The 24,884-nt window shown below is 71.2% G+C and carries 24 protein-coding genes; 11 read left to right on the top strand and 13 right to left on the bottom strand.

Features of this window, described 5'->3' with window-relative positions; genetic code table 11:
* Positions 1 to 33 precede the first annotated feature (33 nt).
* A complete protein-coding gene (locus tag M2283_RS32245; RefSeq protein WP_280879980.1) occupies positions 34 to 1,509 on the bottom strand; it encodes an MFS transporter in 1,476 nt (491 codons plus the stop codon).
* 86 nt (positions 1,510 to 1,595) lie between these two features.
* On the opposite strand from M2283_RS32245, the gene M2283_RS32240 reads away from it, so the two are divergent.
* Complete coding sequence (locus M2283_RS32240) at positions 1,596 to 1,973, top strand: MarR family winged helix-turn-helix transcriptional regulator (RefSeq protein WP_280879979.1); 378 nt, start codon at positions 1,596 to 1,598, stop codon at positions 1,971 to 1,973.
* Positions 1,974 to 1,976: 3 nt separating this feature from the next.
* Here the strand turns inward: M2283_RS32240 and M2283_RS32235 are convergent, their stop codons facing one another.
* The 4 genes from M2283_RS32235 to M2283_RS32220 form a co-directional block, all read right to left on the bottom strand.
* Entirely contained in the window at positions 1,977 to 2,717 is a 741-nt protein-coding gene (locus tag M2283_RS32235) for a maleylpyruvate isomerase family mycothiol-dependent enzyme (RefSeq protein ID WP_280879978.1), read from the bottom strand.
* A gap of 136 nt (positions 2,718 to 2,853) precedes the next feature.
* On the bottom strand, positions 2,854 to 4,023 hold the full coding sequence (locus tag M2283_RS32230; protein ID WP_280879977.1) for an MFS transporter: 1,170 nt from the start codon (positions 4,021 to 4,023) through the stop codon (positions 2,854 to 2,856).
* Positions 4,024 to 4,225: 202 nt separating this feature from the next.
* Positions 4,226 to 4,609, bottom strand: a complete 384-nt coding sequence (locus M2283_RS32225; RefSeq protein WP_280879976.1) for a YybH family protein — start codon at positions 4,607 to 4,609, stop codon at positions 4,226 to 4,228.
* Positions 4,610 to 4,950: 341 nt separating this feature from the next.
* On the bottom strand, positions 4,951 to 6,093 hold the full coding sequence (locus tag M2283_RS32220; protein ID WP_432423159.1) for a peptidoglycan DD-metalloendopeptidase family protein: 1,143 nt from the start codon (positions 6,091 to 6,093) through the stop codon (positions 4,951 to 4,953).
* Between the two features lie 162 nt (positions 6,094 to 6,255).
* Here M2283_RS32220 and M2283_RS32215 point away from each other — a divergent pair, with 162 nt between their 5' ends.
* Positions 6,256 to 6,882, top strand: coding sequence for a DUF2461 family protein (locus M2283_RS32215; RefSeq protein WP_280879975.1), 627 nt, complete (start codon positions 6,256 to 6,258; stop codon positions 6,880 to 6,882).
* A 52-nt stretch (positions 6,883 to 6,934) separates the two neighbouring features.
* Here M2283_RS32215 and M2283_RS32210 read toward each other — a convergent pair whose 3' ends face one another.
* Complete coding sequence (locus M2283_RS32210) at positions 6,935 to 7,738, bottom strand: DUF427 domain-containing protein (protein ID WP_280879974.1); 804 nt, start codon at positions 7,736 to 7,738, stop codon at positions 6,935 to 6,937.
* Between the two features lie 47 nt (positions 7,739 to 7,785).
* Here M2283_RS32210 and M2283_RS32205 point away from each other — a divergent pair, with 47 nt between their 5' ends.
* The 4 genes from M2283_RS32205 to M2283_RS32190 all read left to right on the top strand — a co-directional run bounded on the left by M2283_RS32205 (position 7,786) and on the right by M2283_RS32190 (position 13,823).
* Positions 7,786 to 8,760 (top strand): nitronate monooxygenase, encoded by a 975-nt coding sequence (locus tag M2283_RS32205; RefSeq protein WP_280879973.1) that lies wholly within the window; start codon positions 7,786 to 7,788, stop codon positions 8,758 to 8,760.
* Between the two features lie 154 nt (positions 8,761 to 8,914).
* Complete coding sequence (locus M2283_RS32200) at positions 8,915 to 11,395, top strand: serine/threonine-protein kinase (RefSeq protein WP_280879972.1); 2,481 nt, start codon at positions 8,915 to 8,917, stop codon at positions 11,393 to 11,395.
* A gap of 5 nt (positions 11,396 to 11,400) precedes the next feature.
* A complete protein-coding gene (locus tag M2283_RS32195; RefSeq protein ID WP_280879971.1) occupies positions 11,401 to 12,525 on the top strand; it encodes a hypothetical protein in 1,125 nt (374 codons plus the stop codon).
* Positions 12,522 to 13,823: an extracellular solute-binding protein gene (locus tag M2283_RS32190; RefSeq protein WP_280879970.1), complete on the top strand. Its 1,302-nt coding sequence runs from the start codon at positions 12,522 to 12,524 to the stop codon at positions 13,821 to 13,823. Before M2283_RS32195 ends, M2283_RS32190 begins: the two co-directional genes overlap by 4 nt.
* Positions 13,824 to 13,988: 165 nt before the next feature.
* On the opposite strand, the gene dmpG is transcribed toward M2283_RS32190, so the two are convergent.
* The 3 genes from dmpG to M2283_RS32175 are packed head-to-tail and all read right to left on the bottom strand — an operon-like array spanning position 13,989 to position 16,902.
* Positions 13,989 to 15,002: a 4-hydroxy-2-oxovalerate aldolase gene (gene dmpG, locus M2283_RS32185; RefSeq protein WP_280879969.1), complete on the bottom strand. Its 1,014-nt coding sequence runs from the start codon at positions 15,000 to 15,002 to the stop codon at positions 13,989 to 13,991.
* The gene (locus tag M2283_RS32180; protein ID WP_280879968.1) at positions 14,999 to 15,997 is read right to left on the bottom strand and encodes an acetaldehyde dehydrogenase (acetylating); all 999 of its coding nucleotides are present in this window, start codon (positions 15,995 to 15,997) and stop codon (positions 14,999 to 15,001) included. Before M2283_RS32180 ends, dmpG begins: the two co-directional genes overlap by 4 nt.
* Positions 15,994 to 16,902, bottom strand: a complete 909-nt coding sequence (locus M2283_RS32175) for a 2-keto-4-pentenoate hydratase (RefSeq protein ID WP_280879967.1) — start codon at positions 16,900 to 16,902, stop codon at positions 15,994 to 15,996. The genes M2283_RS32180 and M2283_RS32175 overlap by 4 nt, the downstream gene beginning before the upstream one ends.
* A gap of 107 nt (positions 16,903 to 17,009) precedes the next feature.
* Here M2283_RS32175 and M2283_RS32170 point away from each other — a divergent pair, with 107 nt between their 5' ends.
* Both M2283_RS32170 and M2283_RS32165 read left to right on the top strand, forming a co-directional pair.
* Entirely contained in the window at positions 17,010 to 17,735 is a 726-nt protein-coding gene (locus tag M2283_RS32170; protein WP_280880061.1) for an IclR family transcriptional regulator, read from the top strand.
* Positions 17,736 to 17,819: 84 nt separating this feature from the next.
* Positions 17,820 to 18,611 carry a PIG-L deacetylase family protein gene (locus M2283_RS32165; protein ID WP_280879966.1) on the top strand — a complete coding sequence of 264 codons (792 nt, stop codon included), beginning with the start codon at positions 17,820 to 17,822 and terminating at the stop codon, positions 18,609 to 18,611.
* 10 nt (positions 18,612 to 18,621) lie between these two features.
* Here M2283_RS32165 and M2283_RS32160 read toward each other — a convergent pair whose 3' ends face one another.
* Complete coding sequence (locus M2283_RS32160; RefSeq protein ID WP_280879965.1) at positions 18,622 to 19,035, bottom strand: VOC family protein; 414 nt, start codon at positions 19,033 to 19,035, stop codon at positions 18,622 to 18,624.
* A gap of 254 nt (positions 19,036 to 19,289) precedes the next feature.
* On the opposite strand from M2283_RS32160, the gene M2283_RS32155 reads away from it, so the two are divergent.
* Positions 19,290 to 20,453 (top strand): S1 family peptidase, encoded by a 1,164-nt coding sequence (locus tag M2283_RS32155; protein ID WP_280879964.1) that lies wholly within the window; start codon positions 19,290 to 19,292, stop codon positions 20,451 to 20,453.
* Between the two features lie 68 nt (positions 20,454 to 20,521).
* On the opposite strand, the gene M2283_RS32150 is transcribed toward M2283_RS32155, so the two are convergent.
* Positions 20,522 to 21,160 carry a hypothetical protein gene (locus M2283_RS32150; protein ID WP_280879963.1) on the bottom strand — a complete coding sequence of 213 codons (639 nt, stop codon included), beginning with the start codon at positions 21,158 to 21,160 and terminating at the stop codon, positions 20,522 to 20,524.
* 21 nt (positions 21,161 to 21,181) lie between these two features.
* Positions 21,182 to 21,943, bottom strand: coding sequence for a YqjF family protein (locus M2283_RS32145; RefSeq protein WP_280879962.1), 762 nt, complete (start codon positions 21,941 to 21,943; stop codon positions 21,182 to 21,184).
* Between the two features lie 88 nt (positions 21,944 to 22,031).
* Here M2283_RS32145 and M2283_RS32140 point away from each other — a divergent pair, with 88 nt between their 5' ends.
* Both M2283_RS32140 and M2283_RS32135 read left to right on the top strand, forming a co-directional pair.
* Positions 22,032 to 22,667, top strand: a complete 636-nt coding sequence (locus M2283_RS32140) for a DUF6629 family protein (protein ID WP_280879961.1) — start codon at positions 22,032 to 22,034, stop codon at positions 22,665 to 22,667.
* 74 nt (positions 22,668 to 22,741) lie between these two features.
* Entirely contained in the window at positions 22,742 to 23,605 is an 864-nt protein-coding gene (locus M2283_RS32135) for an LLM class flavin-dependent oxidoreductase (protein ID WP_432423158.1), read from the top strand.
* Between the two features lie 69 nt (positions 23,606 to 23,674).
* On the opposite strand, the gene M2283_RS32130 is transcribed toward M2283_RS32135, so the two are convergent.
* Positions 23,675 to 24,757: a LacI family DNA-binding transcriptional regulator gene (locus tag M2283_RS32130; protein ID WP_280879960.1), complete on the bottom strand. Its 1,083-nt coding sequence runs from the start codon at positions 24,755 to 24,757 to the stop codon at positions 23,675 to 23,677.
* Between the last annotated feature and the right edge of the window lie 127 nt (positions 24,758 to 24,884).

Below are 24,884 nucleotides of genomic sequence, written 5' to 3'. Positions count from 1 at the left end.
ATCCCGCCGGGCACACACTGCGGAGGCGTCCCCCTAGTCGCGGACCGAAACCCGCTCCGCCTCCTGGGATGTGGACTTGGCGACCACCACGGACTGCTGCCGGCGCCGGGTGCGCAGACCCGGGAGGCTGATCAGCAGGCCCGCCGCGGCGATGCCGGTGACCACGATCAGCCCCGGCCGGTAGCTGTCCAGGACGGCCTGCGGGCCGGCGTTCTCGTCGGCGCCCGCCGTGACCACGGCCGTCACGACGGCCAGGAAGATCGCGCCGCCCACCTGCACCGAGGTGTTGAGCAGCCCGGAGACCATGCCCTGCTCGTGGTCGTCGACGCCGTTGGTGGCCTGGATGTTGAGCGAGGGGAAGATCAGCGCGAAGGCCCCGCCGATCAGCACCATCGACGGCAGGATCAGCGTCGCGTACGTCGGGTCGAGGCTGACACGCAGGAACAGCGCGTATCCGGTGATCATCAATACGAAGCCCGCGACGATCAGCCGCTGAGTGCCGAACCGGTCGACGATCGCGCCCATCTTCGTCGCGGACAGCGCGACGATCGCGCCCGCGGGCAGGAAGGCGAGCGCGGTGTGCAGCGCCGACCAGCCGAGCAGGGACTGCATGTACAGCGTGACCAGGAACTGGAAGCCGACGTACGAGCCGAAGAGCGTCATCGCGCCGAGCTGGGCGCGGAGTTGGGTGCCGGAGCGCAGTACGCCGAGCCGGATCAGCGGACCGGCCGAGCGCCGCTCGATCCGTACGAAGACGGTGAGCATGACGGCGACCGCGAGGAAGGACAGCAGTGTGCGGGCCGAGGCCCAGCCGGACTCCGGTGCCTGGACGACCGTGTAGACGAGCAGCAGCATCGACGCGGTGCCGAGGACGGCGCCGGGGATGTCGTAGCCGTTGTGGTCCTTCTCGCGCTCGCTGCGCGGGAGGAGCTTCAGGCCGGCGAACAGGGCGATCAGGGCGATGGGCGCGGGCAGCAGCATGGTCAGCCGCCAACTGGCCTCGGTGAGCAGGCCGGACAGCACCAGGCCCATCGAGAAGCCGGTGGCCGCGCAGGTGGTGTAGATGGACAGGGCCCGGTTGCGCAGCGGGCCCTCGGGGAAGGTCGTGGTGATGATCGACAGGCCTGCGGGGGCTGTGAAGGCCGCGCTCAGGCCCTTGATGAAGCGGCTGGCGATCAGCAGCGGGCCCGAGTCGACGAGGCCGCCGAGCAGGGAGGCGAGGGCGAAGACGCCGAGGGCGACCAGGAAGACCTGGCGCCGGCCGAGCAGGTCGGCGGTGCGACCGCCGAGCAGGAGCAGACCGCCGTAGCCCAGGATGTAGCCGCTGACGATCCATTGCAGCGTCGAGGTGGACAGGTCGAGGTCGGAACCGATGGACGGCAGGGCCACGCCGACCATGGACACGTCCAGCGCGTCCAGGAACATCGCGGCGCAGAGCACCAGCAGGGTGCCCCAGAGCCGGGGCGTCCAGCGTCCGGCGGACGCGGGGATGGTGAGCGGTGAGGTCATGACCGGAGACACTACATGCACATGCATGGAATGCAAGGGCATTTAATGTACGTGCAACAAACGTGATTCTCTGCTACGGTGCCCGCATGGCGGCCAAGAATGCCGAGCAGGGGCTCGTGGACCAGTGGCGGGACATCCTCGCGCTGCACGCGCGCACCCAGTGCGAACTGGACCGCGTGCTGCACCAACACGGCCTGTGCGCCAGCGACTTCGAGGTGCTGGACGTACTGGCCGGCGATGCCTGCGCCTACCGCGTGCAGGAGATCTCCGAGCGCGTCCATCTGAGCCAGAGCGCCCTGTCGCGGCTGATCGCCCGGCTGGAGAAGGACGAGCTCGTCGAGCGCACCATGTGCCCGGAGGACCGGCGGGGCGTGCGCGTGGGACTCACGGACAAGGGACGCTCACTGCACGGCGAGGTGCTGCCGGTGCAGCGCGCGGTACTGACGCGGATGCTCACCGCCTGAAGGTCAGCTCCAAGTGACGGCCGACTTCTCGCGCCACAGCGAGGCGAGGGCCGCGTCCCCGGTCACGCTCGGGAACGGGCGCCGGTTCCACAACGCCAGATACAACTGCACGGCGGGCCCGGCCAGTTCACAGTCGGCGTCGCCGGTCGCGTCCCGGACGGTCACGGGCGGTTCTTGAGACAGCCGTACGGTCCACACCGCGCCGTCGGCATCCGTCGCGCGCACCCGAAGCACCCGTGGCTCCTCGCTGCGGACCTGGCTCTTGGACCGGGCATGGAAGCCGCGCAGCAACTCGTCGATGCCGTCGGCCGCGAAGCCCGTGGAGATCTCGGTGGGCGTGCCGCCCCGCGCCGACTCGGCGTCGATCCGGTGCACGGTGGTCTCGTGCGCCTGCCGCCGGGCCCAGAAGGCGAGCGGCGACGGCGCCGGCATGAACTGCCAGCACTGGACGTCGGGCGCCGCGGCCGCCAGGGTCTCGACGAGATACCCGTGGCCCTCGCGGAACCAGTCCAGCAGCTCGGCGCCGTCCAGCTCGGGCAGCCCGCCGTCGGGGTGGTAGGCCGTGTGCCCCTCGGCCACGAACGCCGCCGCCCACCGGTGCACCATGCCCGTGTGCCGCACGAGATCCCGAACCTGCCACTCCGGACAGGTCGGCACCTTGGCATCGGTCCCCGCCTGCTCGGCGGCCGCGGCCAGCAGTCGACCCTCCCGGTCCAACTGCGCGACGAAGGCTGTGGTGTCCATGGCGGTGAGTGTGCCGTATCGGGTGTGGTCGAGGGGAGGTGCGGCGGTCCGTACGAGCTTCCACGGCGCCGTCGTCACGGGTCGGCCAGGTGAACGTGGGTCGGGGGGCGGACGGAGGCGCGGGAAGTGATGTTGGTCAGCGCTCTGCCGCACCTCGGGTGGCGAAGCCGATCAGAGCCGCCGTAGCCGCCAGTACCGCAACACTCGTGAGGGCGGCCGGGAGGGAGAACCAGTCGGCCATGAAGCCGATGGCGGGTGGGCCGAGGAGCATGCCGCCGTAGCCGAAGGTGGAGGCGATGGCGACGCCGTCGGGGCCTGCGAGCGTGCCGGCGCGTTCGATGGCGACGGGGAAGAGGTTGGCGAGGCCGAGCCCGGTGATCACGAAGCCGAGGACGGCCGCCCACAGGGAGGGAGCGAGCGCGCCGAGCAGCATGCCGAGGGCGGCGATCGTGCCGCCGGACACGAGAGTGCGGGTCCGGCCCAGGCGTTCGAGCAGCCGGGTGCCGGTGAGTCGGCCGGCGGTCATGGCGAGCGCGAAGCAGGAGTAGCCGAGCGCGGCGGCGCCGGCTGTGGCGTCGAGGTCCTGTTCCAGGTGCAGGGCGCTCCAGTCGGCCAGGGCTCCTTCGCCGAAGGCCGTGCACAGGGCGATGAGGCCGAAGGTGATCACGAGACCGCGGGTGCGCCTGTCGAGGCGGCGGGGTGCGGCCTCCTCCTTCGGTGAGTCCTCGGGGAGTGCCGGTGGCTGGAGGCGCAGCAGGCTGCGGCCGACCACGGCGGTGACGATGAGGCCGATCACGGTGAGGCCGAACAGGTGCTGGGTGGGGGTCAGGGCGCCGGCGACGAGTCCGCCGAGTCCGGCGCCGACCATGCCGCCGAGGCTGAACGCGGCGTGGAAACTGGGCATGATGGGCCGGCGCATGGCCCTGACCAGATCGACGGCCGCGCTGTTGAACGCGACATTTATCCCTCCGTAGGCGGCGCCGAAGATCAGCAGTACGGCGCCGAGGGTGAGCGCGGAGTGGGTGAGTGGGGGGAGTGAGACGCTCAGGGCGAGCAGTACGGCGCAGACGACGGTGACTTGGTGGTTTCCGTAGCGGCGGCAGAGGCGGCCGGTGATCATCATGGTGATGACGGCGCCGGCGGAGACACCGAGGAGGGCGAGGCCGAGGGTGCTGGCCGAGGCGCCGGTCTGTTCCTTGATGGCGGGGATGCGGACGACCCAGCCGGCGAAGATGAAGCCGTCGAGGGCGAAGAACGCGGTGAGGGTGATCCGGAGTCGGGTGAGGTCGCTGCTCTGGCCCGGCACGGCGTTGTGCGATCGGGATTTGTTTATTAGCGGCACAAAATCAGGCTAGGTGGGTCCTGGTGCAGGGGCAAGGGGGGCTGACGGGTGTAGGTGGTATGTCGCCGGGCCGGGAATGCTCGTGACGTGTGCCGTCACGGTTGGGAGGCAAGTGTGATCATGGCGGTGATGGCCGGCGGGGAGAGACGGCCGGCTGTCCGCAGGATCAGGAGCTCAGATGCTCATGCAGCATCCTCCAGCGGTCGTCCCGCCGCACGATGACATTGGTGCCTCTCCCTCGGCCGGAGCGCGGTTCACCGTCGACGACGCCGGTCCAGGCGAACCGATAACGGCACACCGCGACGTCCGCGGTGAGTACGGGCCACTCCAGATCCCGGACCTCGTACACCTCGTCGAGGATCTTCGCGAACGTCTTCTCGATCGCGGACCGGATCTCCTCGATGCCCTGATGCGAGCCGTCCGAGAACCAGTACGTGGCGTCCTCGGCGATGAACGGCACGACCCGTTCGATGTCATGACTGTTGTTGGCCCGCTCGTACTCGCCCATGAGCGACGCGAGTTGGGATTCCAGGGATACCTGATTCGTCACGACGGTCATCATGTCGATGACCTCGCACGACTGTCACCATCGTCATCCCCTCGTCGCCTGGTGGTCAGTGCAACTCGGCCCATGCGGCTACGAGGTCCGGGACGTAGACAGTTGCTTGAACCTCTGTGCACGCGCGTGACATGCGTGCGCGCAAGGTATCCAGGTCCGCCTCCTGGGGGGCAGGAACTACGGGCCGGTGCCGATCAACTGCCGGACTGAGGCCCGCCGTTCAGACGGAGAGGTGCGGCTCTCCTTCGTAGCTTCGTAGCTTCGTGGCTTCGAGGTTTCGTAGCTTCGAGACTTCGAGGGCCCGGCCTGCCGGCCCAGCGCCCCTGACAGCGTCAGTGAGCCGGGCTCAGCCAAGGGACCGGGTCCATGTACTGCCCGTCCAGGAGCACCTCGAAGTGCAGGTGCGGCCCGGTGGACAGGCCGGTGGAGCCGACGAGACCGACCGGGGAACCTGCCGTCACCGACTGGCCCACGGTGACCTGGAGGGCGGACAGATGGCTGTACGTCGTCTCCAGCCGTTTGCCCTCGATCGTGCCGTGGTCGATCACCACGCGGAGACCGTACGCCGTGGTCATGCCCGCGAACTCGACCCGGCCGTCCCGCGCGGCCGACACCTGGGCGCCCTTGGGTGCGCCGAAGTCCACCCCGGTGTGGAGCTTGGTGACGCCGGTGAGCGGGTGCTTGCGCGAGCCGAAGGGGGAGGTGACCGTGAGGGTGGTGACCGGTGGGGACAGGATGGTGGAGGCGTTCTGGCCGCCGGTGTCCTCGGGAGTCCGCCGTACGAGTGCGTCGTACTGCGGACGCCGTCCCTTGACCCCGTCGACGAACGTGCGTGCGCTGCCGGAGACACGGCCCGCCTTCGCCACCGTGTCCGTCCCGACCGCGTACGCGGCGAGGGTCAGGTCCGTGAGGTCGCCGTTGACGGTTCCCTCGGTCCTGAGGGCCGTCACCTTCTTGGCGAGCGAACAGTCCTGCCGGCCGAGGGCCATGATCGCATCCACCGGATCGTGCGGTGAGGAGCGGCCGTTGGCGTCCGCGTCCCGGCCCCAGGTCCGCCACTGGGCGTCCGTGAAGCGGGCGATTCCCTGTTGCGAAAGGCTCGCGGAGTCGTCGCTCCATCCCGAGACCTGATCGATCTGCGCGGCGAGCACGGCTGGCGTGACGACCGTGCAGTCGGCGGTCGCCTTGCGCAGCCAAGGGACGTACGAGGCATCGACGTTGCTGATGTCCGTCGGTGCCGGATCCGAGCCCTGGGACAGCACGGGGGAGAGGCCGTCGGTGAGGGCCAGGTAGCCGGACACCCCGATGAGAGCCACCAGCGCGGGTGCCACGATCAGGAGGAAGGGGCCGGGACCGCGACGGCGCGGACGCTCTCCGTTCGGCGGCTGCGGGGTCCTCAACACCGGCTCGGCATCTGCCCGTTCGGCCGTCTCCACCTCGTGGACGGGTGCCGTGCCCTCCGTCTGCTCGGTCACGTGCCGGGCCTGCTGTACGAGGACATGGCGGACGGCCGGGGTCTCGGCAGGGTGTTCGAGCTCACGCTCGGACGCTAGCGGCTCGCCGGCGGGACGTCACCGGTCGCGAAGGCAGGGACAGAGGGCAGTGGAGTTGCCCCAATGGGCAAGTAGGGTTCGCGCATGGCCGGACGGTTCACAGGGTGGCCCGAGGGGGCCTTCGACGTTTTGCTCCAACTGGAGGGCGAGCCCTCGCAGTCGGTGCGGGAGAAGTGTCGGAAAGAGCGCGAGCAACTGGTGCGGCAGCCGATGATCGCGCTGCTGAACGACCTCGCGGACAGGGACGCCGCATACGACGACTTCTCCGTCTGGCACTACCGGACGAACTCCTGGTGGTGGCAGCACCAAGGGGCCGTGATCCGCCTTGCGCGCAACATCGAGATAGGGCTTCGCTTCGACCTCGACGGACTGCGGATCCAGGGGGCTTGGTGGTACCCCGTTCCCGAACAGATCCGCAAGTTCCGGCAGGCGGTGGCCGTCGACGGCAGTGGCCGTGAACTCACCGCCATCGTCGAGGAGTTGAGGAATCGGGAGTACGAAGTCACCGGTGACCTCATGAAACGGGTCCCCCGTGACTACCCGGCCGACCATCAGCGTGCCGAACTGCTGCGCCATCGCTCGTTGATCGCGGTGCGACCGCTGGGGTGCGACGGCTGGTTGCACACCCTCGAGGCGGTGGATGTGGTGCTGGACGCCGTCGGGGACCTGAGCGAGATGATGTCCTGGCTCGTTCGGCACGTGAAGGTCTGAACCGAGCCTCCCGGTATCCGGTCCCCGGTCTCCCGTCCTTCCAATCTCAGTTCTACGGCAGGTGCTTGCTGAAGTGGGTCACGGGACGCTCCAGGCGTTCGCCGTCCACCGTGATGTCGAGCACCTCGTTGTAGAAGGCGAGCAGTCCCTGGATCGCGCCCACCGCGGGCAGCGGAGCGGCGTAACTCCACACCAGGTTGGGCGGGACGTCGTCCCCTTCTCCGGCCCAGGACCAGTACGCTGCCGTGCCCTTGTAGGGGCAGCCGGTGTGGTGGTCGGTGGGGGTGAGGAGGTCGAGGCGGACGTCCTCGCGGGGGATGTAGTAGCGGGTCGGCAGACCGGTCTCGAAGAGGAGCACCGGGTGGTGCGTGTCGGCGACGACCCTGCCGTCGATCTCGACCTGGACGTGCCGGCTGCTGGCGATCGCGTCCACCCGCTTGTGCGGGTCGCGAGGGTGGATGAAGATCTCCTCTTCCTCCTCGTACCAGTGGTCAAGGCCCTTTCCGGTACGCCGGAACCACTCGAAGGCGATGTGGTCGGCGAGGTCGGCCGCGGGGAACGTCCAGGCGGCGTTCTCCAGCAACTCGCCGTCGACTTCGAGGTCGTAGAAGATCTGCGAGCCGGTGTGGGTGCCGGTCGGCGGGTTCTTCGCGGGGCGGAGCAGGTCCTCGCGCACCTCCGCGCGCGGGAAGGCGTAGAGCGGCACCGGGACCCCGGGCTCCCAGACGAGGACGGGGTGGTGGCTGTCGACGACCGTCACCTTGTCCTTTCGGCCGCGTACCCAGCGTTCACTGGGTTCCCAGAGGAGGCCTTCCGGGGTGTCGTGGAGAGACTCGGCGGTGGTGAGTGCGGTCATGTCCGTTCTCCTTCTCCCTCGGTTCTCTCCGGTCGATGATGACAGGCATGACACTGGCGACCGCGTTCACGAAACTGTTCGGTGTACGGCATCCGATCGCCTCGGCGCCCATGGGCGGGTCGGCCGGCGGGGCGTTGGCCGCCGCCGTCTCGCGCGGCGGCGGGCTGGGGCTGGTCGGCGCAGGGGGCGGCGAACGGGAGTGGCTGGCGCGGGAGTTGCCGGTCGTGGCCGGGGGCGGGCATCCGTGGGGAGTCGGGTTCCTGAACTGGGCGGCCGACGTCGGCGCGGTGGAACAGGCACTGGAGTACGGCCCCGAAGCCGTGGCACTCTCCTTCGGGGACCCGAGCCCCTTCGTCGAGACCATCCGGGCCGCCGGCGCGGCGCTGATCGTGCAGGTCACAGACCTGGAGGAGGCTCGTCGGGCGCTCGATCTGGGGGCCGACGTCATCGTGGCGCAGGGCACGGAAAGCGGTGGGCACGGGGCCCGGCACGGGCGGGCGACGCTGCCGTTCGTGCCGGTGGTGGTGGATCTGGCGGCGCCCGTGCCGGTGCTGGCGGCCGGTGGGATCGCCGACGGCCGTGGCATGGCCGCCGCCCTGGTGCTGGGGGCGGCCGGAGCGCTCATCGGCACCAGGTTCCAGGCCACGGCCGAGGCCCTGGTCGAGCCCGCGAGCGCCGAGGCCATCGTCAAGGGACGCGGGGAGGACACGGAACGCAACCGGGTCCTCGACATCGCCAGGTCATCACCCTGGCCGCACCAGTACACGGCTCGCACCCTCGGCCACCCCTACCTCGACCGCTGGCGGGGCCGGGAAGCCGAACTCGCCGCCGACCCCCGGGCCCGCGACGCCTACCAGGCCGACGTCGCCCGAGGCGACCTGCCGTCCCTGCCGGTGTGGGCCGGCGAGGCCGTCGACCTCGTCAACGACCTGCCACCCGCGGCCGAACTCGTCGCCACGCTCGCCGCCCAGGCCGAGGAGGCTCTTGCCCGAGCGGGAAGGCCTTCAACGGGAGGTGCCTGAAAGGGAGTTCTCGGCCGGGAACGCGCTGGGGCCCGGTGAACCCGGCGACGCCATGATGCGGACACCGTGAATCGGACGTCACGATTGAGACGCCATGATTCACGCGCGGACTGCAAGGAGTCATTCCCGCACCCCGGCCCTATTCTGGGGAGGCATGGAGGGGGCTACGGGCAGGGACGGGTTCGGTGAAGTGCCGGAGTCCGATGGGTCGTTCGGGCCGCTCGTGGTCGCCGGGCAGCCGATGTTCCTGCGGGCCGCACATGTCGAGCTGCCCGAGGAGAACCCGGATCCGACCCTACTGCCCTCGATCACGCTGCTGGAGCGCGCGGTGTCCCGCGGGGTCGATGCGGACGAACTGCCTGTTTCTCCCGGCCAGTTGCTCGCGGGCCAGTATCGACTGATCCGCCCGCTCGGCTACGGCGGGATGGGCGAGGTCTACCTCGCGCTCGACACCAAGGTCGACGACCGCGAGGTCGCCATCAAGATCCTGCACCCCGAACAGGCGGCCTTCGCGGCGGGTGCGCTGGCCCGGGAGCGGCGGGCCCTGGTCGACCTCAGCCATGACGACATCATCCGAGTCTTCAACTACGGGCATCACCCCGAGGTCGGCGACTTCCTCGTCCTCCAGTACGTGGACGGGCTCACGCTGGAGGAGGTGCGGGCGCGGGCACGGCTGAACCCGGACGAGTTCGGCGGGCGCCGCTTCAACGAGTTCGTACTGGCATACGGCGTACGGATCCTGTCCGCGCTCGGACATCTGCACGCCGCCCGGCCCGGCCGGGTCTACGGCGACCTCAAGCCGGGCAACGTCATGCACGACGGCACCGCGACGAAGATCATCGACGTGGGGAGCGTACGGGCGGCGGGGGCGCCGGGGCTGACGACGTACGGGTTCCGCGCCCCGACGGTCGGCCCGGACGGCGGATCCACCGGCCAGGACGACCTGTTCAGCCTGGGCGAGACACTGCGGCGTCTGGCCGGCCTCGGCACGTCACCCCAGGACCTGGCCGTCCTCGGCGACCTGGCCTCGCTGGCTGCCGGTACGGCTGGGGCGGCCGAGGGACTGTCCGGTTCTGCCGCGGTCCTGCCTGTGGGGGAGGTGCAGGGACCGGACCTGGTCTCCACGTCCAAGGCGGCACCGGGCGCCGGCGCGGGTCCCGCCGCCGATGGGACGCCGGGCGCCTGCGACCCGCCCACCGAGAAGTCGCCCCCCGGCACAGGAGATCCCATGGCCTCGGGCACGGCTGTCGCCACCGCCCCGAGCCCCACCACCCCCCGAGGCCTCGGCCTCGTCTCGCTCGCCCGGGTGTTGCACCGCGCGACCCGGGCCGAGCGGGCCGAGCGGTTTGCCGACGCCCGTGAGATGGGTGAGCAACTGCGCGGTGTCTTCCGGGAGTTGCGGTCGCTCAGGACCGGGACGGAGACCTTCGAGCCGTCCCCGCTGTTCCTCCAGTCGCCGTACGCACTCGACGGCGCCCTCGGCTCCGCGCCACCTCTCGCCCGCTGGGCCACGTCCCGGGCGCCGTCGCCCGACGCGCCGCCGACGCCCGCGCAGGCGGCCCAGCGGCTGCCCGTCCCGCGGCCCGACCGCAACGACGACCACCACGCGGAGCTGAGCAGGCTCGGCGAGGCCGACCCGGAGGCGCTGCTGCAGCACACCGGGGTCTGGAGCGACTCCACGGAGGTCCATCTCCTGCGCTGTCGGCTGCGGTTGCGGACGGCGTCGGACGGGCCGGAGGCCGCCGAGCGGGAGTTGCGTGCCGCCGAGGCGTCGGTCGGGCCCGAACGGGCACCGTACGACTGGAGGTTGGACTGGCATCGGGGGCTCGTCGCGCTCGCCCGGGATCAAGTCGCCGTCGCCAGGCGGGACTTCGACCGGGTGTACGCGGCGATTCCCGGCGAGTACGCGCCCAAGCTGGCGCTCGGCTACTGCGCCGAGCACCTGGGGCGATGGCCCGAGGCGTTCACGTTCTACGAGGCCGTGCGGCTGCGTAATCCGTCCCTGGGCGGCGCCGCCTTCGGTGCCGCACGTGCCCGTCTCGCCCTCGGCGGCGAACGTGCGGGGGAGGAGGCCGTACGCGTACTGGACGCCGTCCCGAGGCACTCCCGGCACCGGACCGCGGCCCGTACGGCGGCCGTGCGGATCGCGGTCGAGCACGTACGGACGGTCGAGCGCGCCGACGACGTACCGGCGTTGTTGCGCGAGACTCTGGAGCGCCTCGCCCTGCTGTTCCACGCCCACGGGCTGACCGACGAGGAGGCCCGGGTGCGGATGACCACCGAGGTGTGGGAGACCGTGCGGGACACGCTCGCGCGGGGTGCCCTCGACGCGGCAGGGCTCGCCGCGCTCTCGGCCGGCGCCGACCCACGGCTCGGCCTCCCCGCCGACGGGCCCGGCCTGCGCAAGGACCTCTCCAGGCGCTACGCCACCCTCGCCCACCAGGCCGCCCGCTCCGCCACCCCCGAGGACGCGGCCGTCGCCGAGACCTTGCTGGACCGTGCCTACGAAGTCCGCCCGCTCGCCTTCCGACACCACAGGGACAGCCCATGGCTCGGGAAGAGAGTCGCCGACCGGCTCCGGACCCTCACCTCCGTGGCGTCGCGCGGAGCGCCACCCGACTCGCGCGGGCCGTAGCCGCGGTGGTCGGCGAGCTTGCCCGCCGCGCCTACCGTTACGCCTGGCCGGCGGCCACCGGCCGCCGCAACCGCCCGTATCTGCACGACCGGCTGGTGGCCCTGCCGCTGCTCGCCGTGGTGGTCTTCGGGGCGTTCGGATGGGCGTACGCGGGCGTGCGCGACGATTCCGCCGACATACGGGAGCGGCTGGTGCCCGCGCTGGTCGACCTCGCGGACGCCAGGAACTCGCTGCTGGTCGCGCAGGGCGAGGCCGAACGGAGTCTGGCCGAGGGGCGGGCGGCGGAGCTCGGCGGGCTGAGCGAGCGATACCGGACGCGGGTGGCGCGGGCGACGCAGAGCCTCAACCAGGTCACCCGCAGCGGGGCGTTGACCGTCGCCGAGGAGCAGGAACTGCGGGTGGTCTCCGCGCTGGTCGTGGACTACACCGGCTGGGTCGGTCGGGCGCAGGGCGACGCGGCCGACCCGGTGCTGCGCGCCGCCGAGTTGACCTACGCGCGCAGCATGCTCTGCTCGGCGCCCGTCGCGGCGGACGCCGACGACGCCTATCCGCCGTGCCCGGCCGCGACCGGCTCCAGTGCCACCTCGATCGTCGACCGGGTGTCGGGCCTGGAACGCCAGTTGCGAGAACGGCTCGCGCACCGGGCCGCCTGGGGCGCGGGCGTGCTCGCCGCCGCGGTCGTCGCGGGACTCGCCTTCCTCCTGCTCGCCGCCGGACTGTGGCGGACGGTGTCCTTCCTGCGCCGCCGCTTCCGGATCCGGCTCAGTGTCCCGCTGGTGGCCGCCGCCGTGCCACTGCTCGTTGTACCGCTCCTGACGGCGGACGCGCTGCTCGCCCAGCACGCGCAGGACGCGGCCGTCCCCCTGGCCGACGCGCTCGCCGAGCGGACCTCGCCGCGGATCGAGGTGATCGCGGAAGAGCGGCCCTTCGGAGGCCCGGACCCGCGTGCCATCGAGGTCCTGCGGGCCCGGATCGACGACGGCCTGGCCGACGGGCGCCTCGCCTTCCTGGACGGGGCCGCCCCCTTCGTGTTCCCGGCCGGCCTGGCCGCCGCGGCCCTGATCGTCGGCGCCCTGCACGGCTACCGCCGCGAGTACCTCGTCGTCACCCGCCCGGGAGCCGTCTCGTGAACCGGTCCATGCGCCGCTTCCTCCTCCGCCCGCTGCGTGTCCTTCTCGCGGGCTGTCTGCTCGCCCTCGTCCCCGGCTGCACGTCGAACCCCCGTGACCCGCTGGTCGTGCTCGGCCCGTGGACCGGCAAGGAGGGCGAGGCCTTCGAGGCCGCCCTCGCCGAACTGGACGACGGGACCGGGCGAAGGTACACCTACGAGGGCACCCGCTCGCTGCGTGAGACGCTCGTCTCGCAGTTGGAGGCCGGTGATCCGCCGGACGTGGCGATCCTCAACAGCATCGGCGAACTCACCGAGTACGCACGCCGCGACAAGCTGGTGCCCCTCGCCGAGGAGAGCGCCGAACGTGCCTACGCGCCGTGGTCGCCGACCCTGCTCGTGGACAGCAGGCGCCGTACGTACTGGGTGCCGTTGAAGGTCGACCTGAAGAGCCTGGTGTGGAGCAAGGAGGGCGCATCGAGCGCGGACCCGAAGTGGTGCGTGGGGATGGCCTCGCAGGCCACCTCCGGCTGGCCCGGCACCGACTGGGTCGAGGACATCCTGCTGCACCAGGCGGGCCCCGACGTCTACACCCGGTGGGCCACCGGTCGGCTCGACTGGCGCGCTCCGGCCGTCGAGCGGGCCTGGACGACCTGGGCGCGACTGCTCGGCAAGCGCTCCCCGGCCTCCGTCGAGCATTCCCTGACCACGTCGTTCGAGGGCGCGACCGGCCCCGGCGGACAGCCGCGCGGTCTGCTCGGCTCACCCGGCTTCGACTGCACGCACGAGCACCAGAGCGCCTTCATCCGGTACGTGTACGCAGGCAAGGACGTCCGCGTGGAGCCGTCGGCCCGCTATCTGGACGGGCGGCCCGAGGAGCGGGACACGTTCGAGGTCTCGGGTGACATGGCCGCCGTGTTCAGCGACGACCCGGCGGCCCAGGTACTGGTCGAACGGCTCTCCAGTCCGGCCGGCCGGGAGATCTGGCGGGCGGAGGCGGACCCGGCGGTCCGGCCGCTGTTCCCGGACCCGGCCGGGCTGCCGCCGACCACGTTCACGGACCCGAACGAGCAGGAGATCCACTCCCTGCTGACCTCCGGCGCCCGCACCCTGTGCTTCGACGCCTCCGACGTGATGGCACCCGGACTGCGCGACGCCTTCCACCGGGCCGTGCTGGAGTTTTTCCGGGACCCTTCCCGGCGTCATCTCGCCTCGCTGCTGGGCCAGTTGGAGACAGTACGGGGCGAGGCGAACGGAGAGTCGGGCGGCGACCGCACGTTCCGCCCGCCGGAAGACATCTGCGCGAGCCCTGGGGGATGAGGGCGAAGGGGGATGCGTCAGGCCACCCCCCTTGCGAGTGGACAATTTGATCCGAGGGAGCCCGGACGTCGAACACCGGGCGTTGGGTCCGCCGGTCGTCGACGCCGTCAACGCCCTTCACCGGACGGCCCGTTCGGACTTGGCGACAGAGGCGCCCTGAAGCCCTCAGCCCTCACTCCGCCCCGCCAGATCCAGCGCGATGTCCGTGATCATGTCCTCCTGGCCGCCGACCATTGCGCGTCGGCCGACCTCGACCAGGACCGAGCGGGTGTCGAGGCCGTACCGTGCGGCGGCCGTCTCGGCGTGGCGCAGGAAGCTGGAGTACACGCCGGCGTAGCCGAGGGTGAGGGTCTCGCGGTCCACGCGTACGTCGCGGTCCTGCAGCGGTCGTACGACGTAGTCGGCCGCGTCCATCAACGGGAACAGGTCGCAGCCGTGGTCCCAGCCCATGAGGTCTGCCACCGCTACGAAGGCCTCCAGGGGGCAGTTGCCCGCTCCGGCGCCCTGGCCTGCGAGGGACGCGTCGACGCGGGTGGCGCCCTCCTCGACGGCGACGACCGTGTTGGCCACGCCGAGGGCGAGGTTGTGGTGGGCGTGGATGCCGGTCTCGGTGGCCGGGTCCAACACGTCGCGGTAGGCGCGGAATCGGTCGCGTACGCCGTCCATGGTGAGGCGCCCGCCGGAGTCGGTGACGTAGACGCAGTGGGCGCCGTAGGACTCCATCAGCTTGGCCTGGCGGGCCAGTTCGGCCGGTTCCGCCATGTGGGACATCATCAGGAAACCTGCGACGTCCATGCCCAACTCCCGCGCGGCGGAGATGTGTTGGGCCGAGATGTCGGCCTCGGTGCAGTGGGTGGCGATCCGTACGGAGCGGATGCCCAGCGAGTGGGCCTGCTTGAGGTCGTGCACGGTGCCGATGCCCGGGAGGAGAAGGGTGGTCGGCACGGCCTGGTGCATGGCGCCGACCACCGCCTCGATCCACTCCCAGTCGGTGTGCGCCCCCACGCCGTAGGTGACGCTGGACCCGGACAGGCCGTCGCCGTGGGCGATCTCGATCGCGCCGACGCCGGCCGCGTCCAGGGCGGCGGCGATGGTGCGCGCCTGCTCGACGGTGTAGCGGTGGCGGACGGCGTGCATGCCGTCCCGCAGGGTCACGTCCTGCACGTACAGCCTGGTCACTTGGCCGCCTCCGGGGTGCGGTGCGTCGCCATGCGCTCCGCGGTACGCAGCGCCGCGGACGTCATGATGTCGAGATTGCCGGCGTACGACGGCAGGTAGTGGGCGGCCCCCTCGACCTCCAGGAAGACCGAGACCCGGGCCGCGGGGCCGCGGGTGGCGGCGGGCAGCAGTCCGCGCAGCGGATCGTCGTCGGCTACGTGGTCGAACTGCACCTTCTGCTTGAGTCGGTAACCCGGCACGTACGCCTGCACCCGGCCCACCATCTCCTCCACTGAGGCGGTCACTGCCGCGTCGTCGCAGTCGCCGACCAGGCAGTAGACGGTGTCCCGCATGATCAGCGGCGGTTCCGCGGGGTTGAGCACGATGATCGCCTTGCCGCGGGCCGCGCCGCCCACCTTCTCGATGGCCGAGGCGGTCGTATCGGTGAACTCGTCGATGTTGGCGCGGGTTCCGGGGCCTGCCGAGCGGGACGAGATGGAGGCCACGATCTCGCCGTAGTGGACCGGGGTGACCGCGCGCACGGCGGCGACGATCGGGATCGTGGCCTGGCCGCCGCAGGTGACCATGTTGACGTTCGTGGAGTCCAGGTGCTCGTCCAGGTTGACGGACGGCACGACGTACGGGCCGATCGCGGCCGGCGTCAGGTCCACCACCCGGCGTCCCAGGGCCCGCAGCACCCGGTCGTTGTGGTGGTGGGCGCCCGCCGAGGTGGCGTCGAAGACGATCCCGATGTCTTCGAACTCGTCCAGCCGCACCAAGCCGTCGACGCCCTCGTGCGTGGTGGCGACACCGAAGCGCCGGGCCCGGGCCAGGCCGTCGGAGTCCGGGTCGATGCCGACCATGGCGCCCATCTCCAGGACGTCCGAGATGCGCCGGACCTTGATCATGAGGTCGGTGCCGATGTTGCCGGAGCCGATGACGGCGACCTTGGTGCGGGCCTTTGCGCCGGCCTGCGTGCGGCCCTGTGCGGGGGCCTGGGGGAGGGCGTCGGTCATCGCCGGTCCCCTTCTGAAGAGGCGCCGGTTTCCGAACCAGTATCCGGGCGGACTTCCGAACCGACGTCCGATCCGGCATCCGTGGACGCTTCCGCCGCCGCGAACGCGACCCGCACCGACCCCAGCCCGGAGATATGGGCCTCGAAGGCGTCACCCGGGTTGACGGCCACCATCGGACCGAGCGCGCCGGTGAGCACGACGTCGCCGGCCCGCAGTGGGTCGCCCGCCGCCGCGAGGGTCGACGCGAGCCAGACGGCCGCGTTGAGGGGGCCACCGAGGCAGTCGGCGCCGGTGCCCGTGGAGACCTGCTCGCCGGCGCGAGACAGCGTCATTCGCACCCCGCGCGTGTCGAGCGCGGTCAGCGGCACCGGACTGGTGCCGAGGACGAAGAGGCCGGAGGAGGCGTTGTCGGCGACCGTGTCGACGAGGGTGATGTCCCAGCCGTCGATCCGGCTGTCCACGATCTCCAGCGCGGGCAGCGCGAAGTCGACGGCCCGCAGCACGTCGGCCACCGTGATCCGGGTGTCCGGCAGATCGGCGCCCAGCACGAGCGCGACCTCCGCCTCCACCTTCGGCTGGAGCAGCCGACCGGCGGGTACGGTGCCCCCGTCGGGGACGGCCATGTCGGTCAGCAGCGCGCCGAAGTCCGGCTGGTCCACGCCGAGTTGGCGCTGGACGGCGGGGGAGGTGAGGCCGATCTTGCGGCCGACGACGCGGCTGCCGCGCTGTTCCAGGGTCCGCGCCACGTTGAGACGCTGCACGTCGTAGGCGGCCGCGATGTCTCCGTCGGGCAGCAGGGACCGGACCGCAGGACAGGGCACTCCGGTGCGGGCGGCCTCGGCCAGAGTGTCGGCGGCCTTGACCACCGCGGCGGTCGGCCGGTCGGCGCTGGGGGGTGTCGGCATGCGACCACTCCAAGGGACGTACGAAGGTGTGATGAAGTCCGGTATAGACGTGATCGGGACACAGCGGCAATTATTGTTCCGTGCTACGGAACACGGACCAGGGCAACATGCTGGACAAAGCGGCGGTCATCCTGGACTGCTACCGCCCCGACGGCGGCTCGTACCGTCTGACGGAACTCGCGGAGCTCACCGGCTTCAGCAAGACCACCACGCACCGGCTGGCCGCGGACCTGGTGCGGCTCGGATTCCTTGAGCGGGCCGGGGCGGTCTACCGGCTCGGCGGCAAGCTCTTCGAACTCGGCACGCTCGTGCCCCGCCGCCACGGCCTGCGCGAGACGGCACTGCCCTTCGTGCAGGACCTCTACGAGGCCACGCACGAGACCGTCCACCTCGGTGTCCGCGACGACCACGACGTGATCTACCTGGAGCGCGTCCACGGCCACGACCCGCTGCCCCTCCCGTCCCGGGTCGGCGGCAGGCTCCCCCTGACCTGCACGGGTGTGGGCAAGGCGCTGCTCGCCTTCTCGGGCCCGGAGCTAACCGAGCGGATCCTCGCCGAGCCGCTCCCACGCCTGACCGCGCACTCCGTGACCGACCCGATGCGGCTGCGCACCGCCGTCGAACAGGCACAGGTCGCGGGCCTCGCCTACGAGGAGCAGGAGGCCGCGCTGGGCGTGTGCTGCATCGCCGCCCCGGTCTTCGACGGCGGCGGCATCGCCGTGGCCGCACTCTCGGTCGCCGTGCCACGAGCCCGCTTCAGCCCCGCCCAGCTCGCCCCGGCCGTACGCACCGCCGCGCTCGGACTGTCCAGGGCGCTGCGCCAGGCGCGCTGAGCCGGAATCACGCCCCTAGGGGCAGCGCCAATCGGATATACGCGCCTCTATCGGTACAGCTGCCGGGACCGTCATCATTCGGACATGACGACTCTCGACGACGCGAGCGCATTCGGCGCCGGATCCGCCCTCCCGGTGCTGCCGGAGGACTGGGAACGATGTCTGGCCGTGGCGGCACATCCGGACGACATCGAGTACGGGACGGCGTCCGCCGTGGCCCGGTGGACGGCCCAGGGGAAACGGGTCACGTATCTGCTCGCCACGCGCGGCGAGGCGGGCATCGACGGACTGCACCCGGACCAGGCCGCCCCGCTGCGGGAAGCCGAGGAGCGGGCCGGGGCGCGTGAGGTCGGCGTGGACACGGTGGAGTTCCTCGACCACACCGACGGGATCGTCGAGTACGGCCCCGCGCTGCGCCGTGACATCGTGCGCGCGATCCGCCGGCACCGCCCGGAGGTGGTCGTGTCCGGGGCGTTCAGCGTCCGCATGATCGGCGGAATGACCAACCAGGCCGACCATCGCGTGGTCGGACTCGCCGCGCTGGACGCGGCACGGGACGCCGGCAACCGCTGGATCTTCCCGGAGCTCGCCGAGGAGGGTTTGGAACCCTGGAGCGGAGTCCGCGCGGTGTGCTTCGCCGGCGCCGAGCGGCCCAGTCACGGCGTGGACATCACCGGCGAGCCGCTGGAGCGGGGGATCGCTTCGCTGGCCGCGCACGCCGAGTACACCAAGGGGCTCGGGGCGCAGGGCTTCGAACCCCGGCCCTTCCTGACCTGGGCGGCCGGGATGGCGGGCCCGGCGCTCGGTGTCGAGGCGGCGGTCCTCTTCGACGTACACCAACTCGCCTTCGAGGGGCCGCCGCCCTGGCTGCGGTGACGCTCGGCCGTCAGTCCTGTGCCTGGCCGATGTTGACCATCCACGGGATGCCGAACCGGTCGGTACACATGCCGAACACGTCACCCCACATCTGCTTGTCCAGCGGCACGACCACCGTGCCGTCGGCCGACAGCTTCTCCCAGTAGCCGCGCAGGTCGGCGTCGTCGTCGCCGCTGAGGCTCACCGAGAAGTTGCCGCCGGGGGTGTACTGCATCTCGGGCGGGGTGTCCGCGCCCATGAGGGTGAAGCCGCCGGGCGTCTCCAGCATGCCGTGCATGATCTTGTCGGCGTGAGAGGCGTCCGGCAGGCCGGCCTCCCCGAAGGTGTTCAGCGCCAGCTCGCCGCCGAACACCTCCTGATAGAACTCCAGCGCCTGACGGGCATCGCCGTCGAAGCTGATGTAGGGGTTGAGTCGTGACGTCATGAGTGCCTCCCGATGAGGGGCAGAGGTCAGATGTCCGCACAGTAACGCGGGGTACTGACAACGGCCCGCCGGCCGGGCCCCGAGCCGCGCGGTGCGCCGATCGAGGTGGCTTTCCCTCTCGGTCGAAACTGTCCTCGTGATTGGCATGGACCTGACCGAATATCGCCGCTAAACTCTGCCGCGCACGATTGAGAGCGCTCTCACGCACCCGCTGTTCCACCCCCACCTTGTTGGAACGACGAAGGGCAACTCCCTTGAGACGCAAGCGACTCATGCACGCCGGCCTGGCCGCCCTGCTGATGCTCGGCACCTGGACCGCCGCAGGCACCCTCCCCGCGGTGGCGAACGACGCCGCCGCTTCCCCCACCGACCACCAACCCGCCTCGGCCGGACTGCTGTCGGCCATGCAGCGGGACTTCGGCCTGACCAAGTCCCAGGCCGTGGCCCGCCTGAAGGCCGAGAAGACCGCCACGGACATCGACCCGAAGGCGCGCAAGGCCGCCGGAGCGGCGTACGGCGGCTCCTGGTTCGACGCCACGAGCAACCGGCTCACCGTGGCCGTCACCTCGAACGCCTCCGCCGCCACCCGCCAGGCCGTCCGTGCCACCGGCGCCACGATCCGCACCGTCCGGCACAGCGCTCGAGAACTCGACGCGACCAAGGCACGCATCGACCGGCTGAACGCCCCTGCCGGCGTGAGCAGTTGGCACGTGGATCCGACAGCCGGCACGGTCGTCGTCGAGGTGGTCAAGAGCGACCGTGCTGACAACGATGTCCGGACCTTCCTGTCCCAGGCCCGCCAAACGGGTCCGGTCACCGTCGAGACGGTCGCCTCGGCGCCCGGCACCTTCGCGGCCGGCACGGTCGGCGGCGACCCGTACTACACGGGCAACGTCCGCTGCTCCATAGGGTTCTCGGTGTACGGCGGCTTCGTCACCGCCGGGCACTGCGGTCAGCCCTCCGCCGCCGTCTACGGCTGGGACCGCTCCTACGTCGGCAATTTCCAGGGCTCCTCGTTCCCGGACAACGACTACGCCTGGGTCAACGTGGGCAGCGGCTGGTGGACGGTCCCGGTCGTGCTCGGTTGGGGCACCGTCTCCGACCAGTTGGTGCGTGGCTCGGCGGTGGCGCCCGTCGGCTCCTCCATCTGCCGCTCGGGTTCGACCACCCACTGGCACTGCGGCAACGTGCTGGCCCTGAACGAGACCGTCAACTACAGCCAGGGCGCGGTGCATCAGCTCACCAAGACCAGCGTCTGCGCCGAACCGGGCGACTCCGGTGGGTCGTTCATCAGCGGCGACCAGGCACAGGGCGTCACCTCCGGCGGCTGGGGCAACTGCAGCAGCGGCGGCGAGACCTGGTTCCAGCCCATCAACGAGATCCTCAACCGCTACGGCCTGACCCTGCACACGGCCTGACCGCATCCCTGATCCCGGGGTCTTCGCCGACCGGTGACGGCGAAGGCCCCGGTGCCGTCCGGCCCGAATCAGTTCTGGAACAAGGAAGTGATCAGCCCGTAGACGAGGGGCACGCCGTATGTCAGCGCCCCGACGACCACGATCGCGCCCAGACAGCGCACGGGCCATCGGCCGCCCACCACTTCGGGGAGGCGACCCAGTGGGCCGGGCACGGGCACTCCCTCCCGTATCAAGATCACAAAGGTGAGCGGGGTCACCGTCGTCAGCGTCGCCCAACCCACCACGGGCCGGAACCCGACCTCTTCGAGGCCCATCACCGGCTCGTCACGTACCGAGATCGTGGTGCCGACCCGGTAGTTGCCCAGGATGACCGCGTCGGGGTCCGCCAACTGGCCACCGGGTGACCGGAGTTCACCGCCGCACTCCGTGGACGCCTTCGGAACATGGGTGGCCCGGCACGACTCCACGTGCAGGCGGCCGGGTGTCCCGATCAGTCCGACTGCTCCGGCGAGCATCCACCCCGCGAACACGCCGAGGTACAGGAGGCCGAGGAGGGCTGCCACGGCTGCCATGGCGCGGGTGACCGCTTTCAGCCGTGGCCACGAGTCGGCTGCCGTGCCTTCTTGCGCCGCTTTCCGCTGTGCCGCCCTCGACGCCCACATCTGCTGGTTCTTCTTGGACCTGCGCCTGGCCGCCTTCGACGTCATCGCGTCTCCCTCCGCGTCGCTTCAGGGTGTCGGGATGCCTGCCGGGCGGGCCGGGCGGCCCAGGCGTACCGGGACGCCGGGGGAGTACAGGACGCTGACCGGGGGGTCGACGGGGGCGGGCAGTCCGGCCGCGGTGACGAGGTTCTCTTCGCAGGTGAGGAGTTCGGCGCGGTACAGCGGCCAGCGCGGGTGGTCGTTCGGGAGGAAGGCCAGGGGGTCGGCGCCGCCGAAGAAGGCGTTGTGCATGCCCCAGCGGGCGGTGAGGAAGTGCTCCAACTCCGTTGGTTCCCCGATGCGTTCGCCGGTCCGCACGGTGATGCGGCTGTGCGCGCCGCGTGGGCCGGGCCAGCGGCGGGAGCTGCGGTAGGCGACGGTGTCGCCGTCCGCGCGGACGGTCATCCGCGACCACAGGTACGGCAGCCGGAAGCCGAGGCGGCCCATCACCACCGGGATCAGCCGCGAGGCGTCCATCGAGCGGAACACGACACCGCGCCGCCCGTGCGCGTCCACCGAGTAGAGCCGCACATTGGTCTCCGGGAAGGTCCCGAGGTACGGCACCCCGGGCAGCCGCAGCCAGCCGACCCGGTCCATCCGGAAGGCGACGAGCCCTACGAAGGTCAGCCCGTCGTGTGTGTCCGGAACGGTGCCGGGTGGCAACAGCGGTGCCACGACGTCCGGTTGGACGGCCCAGTGGATGAACGTGAGGTCGAGCCACTGCTGGGTGAGGAGCGGGGCGCCTATGACGGTGGGCGCGTCCGGGGTGACGGGGGCGGGGTTCGGCACGAGGGTCAGGATGGCAGAGGGAGGAGTTGGGTCATAGCGTGGTGGGTGCCCCAGAGGAGGCCGTGACGGTCGAGGTGATGGTGACGCGATGTGCTGGAGTGCGACGGCCGATCTCTGGGCGGGTACCGCCATCGCCTCCGTCGGCGCGGTCTGCGTGGCACGGACCCGTCGTCGCAGGGACGTACCCCTCGCCGCGCTGCCCCTGCTGCTCGGCGCCCACCAGCTGGTCGAGGCCCAGGTCTGGCGCAACGGCGGCGGCACCGGCCCGGCCACCGTCGCCTGGGCCGTCATCGCCCTGCCGCTGCTGGCGGTGTGGGTACCCGTCGCCGTCCTGTGCGCCGCGCCCTCGCACGCCAGACCCCGGCTGATGGTTCCGCTGGCCTCCGGCGTCCTGACCGCTGCCGTGCTGGCCTACAGCCTGGCCACCCGTACCGTGCGCGCCGACATCCGCGGCCACACCGTCGGCTACGTCGTCGGGCTGGAGAACGGGCGCCTGCTCATCGCGAGCTACCTGATCGCCACCGTCGGCGCGCTGCTGCTGGCCGGGGACCGGTGGCTGGTGGGGCTAGGGGTGCTGGTCACCGTGGGTGCGGTGATCTGCTCGGCGCTGTGGCGGACGGAGTTCGTCTCGACCTGGTGCGCGCTCGCGGCGGCGTGCTCCGTGGTGCTGCTCGGCTGGGCGGGCCGTCGCCCGGCCTATCACCCGGCCGGTGTCGGAATCTGACCCACGAGCGGTCGCCGGACCGTCACCTGTGCGCATGATGGGGGCGAAACGAGTTCCTATGACCGGAGGAACAGATGGACATCGGGATCGGCCTTCCGAACACGGTTCCCGGCACCGAACCACAGAATCTGCTCGACTGGGCCCGACAGGCCGAGGGGGCGGGATTCAGCACACTGGGCACCATCGGCAGGCTGGTGTACCAGGGCTACGAGGAACTGATCGCCCTCTCCGCGGCCGCCGCGGTCACCAGCCGGATCCGCCTGACGACGAGCGTGCTGCTCGCGCCGCTGTACGCGAACGCCGCGCTGCTGGCGAAGCAGGCGGCCTCACTCGAACGCATCTCGGGCGGACGCTTCGTCCTGGGCGCGGGGCTCGGCGGGCGTGACGACGACTTCGCGGCCAGCGGCCTGTCCACCAAGGGCAGGGGGCGCCGCTTCGAGGAGCAGATCGAGGAGATGAAGCACATCTGGGCCGGCGAGAAGCGCGGATTCGCCGGCGGGATCGGGCCGACGCCCGTACGCGACGGCGGTCCGGAGCTGATCCTCGGCGGCTCGACCGACATCAGTTTCCGACGGGTGGCCAGGCTGGCCGACGGCTGGATCATGGGCGGCGGCTCGCCCGACATGTTCGCGGAGGCCGCGGCCGGTGTGGACGCCGCCTGGCAGGAGGCCGGACGCCCGGGCAAGCCCCGCAAGCTGTCCCTGGCCTACTTCGGGCTCGGCCCGAACGCCCGCGCCCAGGCGGACGGCTACCTCCTGGACTACTACGGCATCATGGGCGACGTGGCCGCCCAGATCGCCGCGAGCGCCGCGGTGACCCCCGACATGGTCAAGTCGTACGCCGCCGCGTTCGAGGCCAGTGGCTGCGACGAGCTCATCTTCGTCCCCACCGGTTCGGGTCTTGAGCAGATCGAGCTGCTCGCGGCGGCGATCGCCTGACGCTTAGGGGCTGTCGTCTGGATCAGCTCGGCGTCGCGGGCGCTCGGCTCGGCCAGGACACACCGAGCCTCACAGCCGACCTGATCCAAACGACAGCCCCTGGTCCGGCGGAGCCGCCGTGCTCCGCCGGACCAGCAGTCGGGCCGGCACCAGATCCGTGCCGGGGCGGGAGCCGCCGCCGGTGCGGATCTGCTGGAGCGCCTTGCGCACACACCGACGGCCCACCTCGGCGAAGTCCTGGTGGACGGTGGTCAGCGGCGGCACGAAGTACGCGGCGTCCGGGATGTCGTCGAACCCGACCACACTGACGTCGTCCGGCACGGACCGCCCCCGCTCGTGGAAGGCACGCAGCAGACCCAGCGCCATCTGGTCGTTGGACGTGAACACCGCCGTGCAGTCGGCCTGTTCGGCCAGCGCGAGACCGGCCGCGTACCCCGACTCGGCCGACCAGTCACCGTGCAGCGGCGGCGGCACCGGACACCCCGCCTCCTCAAGAGCGGCCCGCCACGCCTCGGTCCGGCGCTGCGCCGAGAAGGACGTCTCCGGCCCGGTCAGATGCCATACGGTGCGGTGGCCCAGGTCGAGCAGGTGGCGTACGGCCGTGCGGGCGCCCTCGCTCTGGTCGGTGTCGACCACGCTGTAGCGGTCGCCGGCGTCCGAGTCCACGACCACGACGTGCACCCCGGGCGGGAGTTGGAAGGACCCGGTACCGGTGTCGAGGAGATGGATCTCCATGATGACGATCACGGCGTCGACGGCCAGCTCGCCCATCCGCGTGAAGGCCCCGAGCACGTTGTCCTGCGTCGGGACGTCGATCGGGATCAGTGTGATCGCGTACCCCTCGGCCGCCGCGTGCGTCGCGATCGCCTCCACGGTACGGCTGTTGCCCGTCGAGGAGAGGCTGAACAGGATCACGCCGATGGTGTTGAACTGGCCGTAACGCAGCGCGCGCGCCGCGCTGTTGGGCCGGTAGCCCAGCTCCCGCATCGCGGCGAGCACCTGCTCCCGGGTCGAACCGACCACCCCGGGCTGGCCGTTGGAGACCCGTGAGACCGTCTGGGACGACACACCCGCGAGCCGGGCCACGTCCGCCATGGACACGCGCTGCTTGCGCCGCCCGCCGGGCACGCCCGAACCACCCCGCTCCACCACGGGTGCCTCCTTCGACCGGTACCGAACCTGCCCGCGTGCACCGGATGTTACGTGTGGGAAACCTTGACGGTCGCCAAGGCGGATGTCACGATTCCGGCGCCGCCGAGGTTACGTAAACATCGCTGCG

The sequence above is a fragment of the Streptomyces pseudovenezuelae genome, from assembly GCF_029892565.1.
GTDB classification, from domain to species: Bacteria; Actinomycetota; Actinomycetes; order Streptomycetales; family Streptomycetaceae; genus Streptomyces; species Streptomyces pseudovenezuelae_A.
The sequence above is the reverse complement of the archived record's forward strand: the minus strand, read 5'-3'. Positions and strand labels throughout refer to the sequence as shown.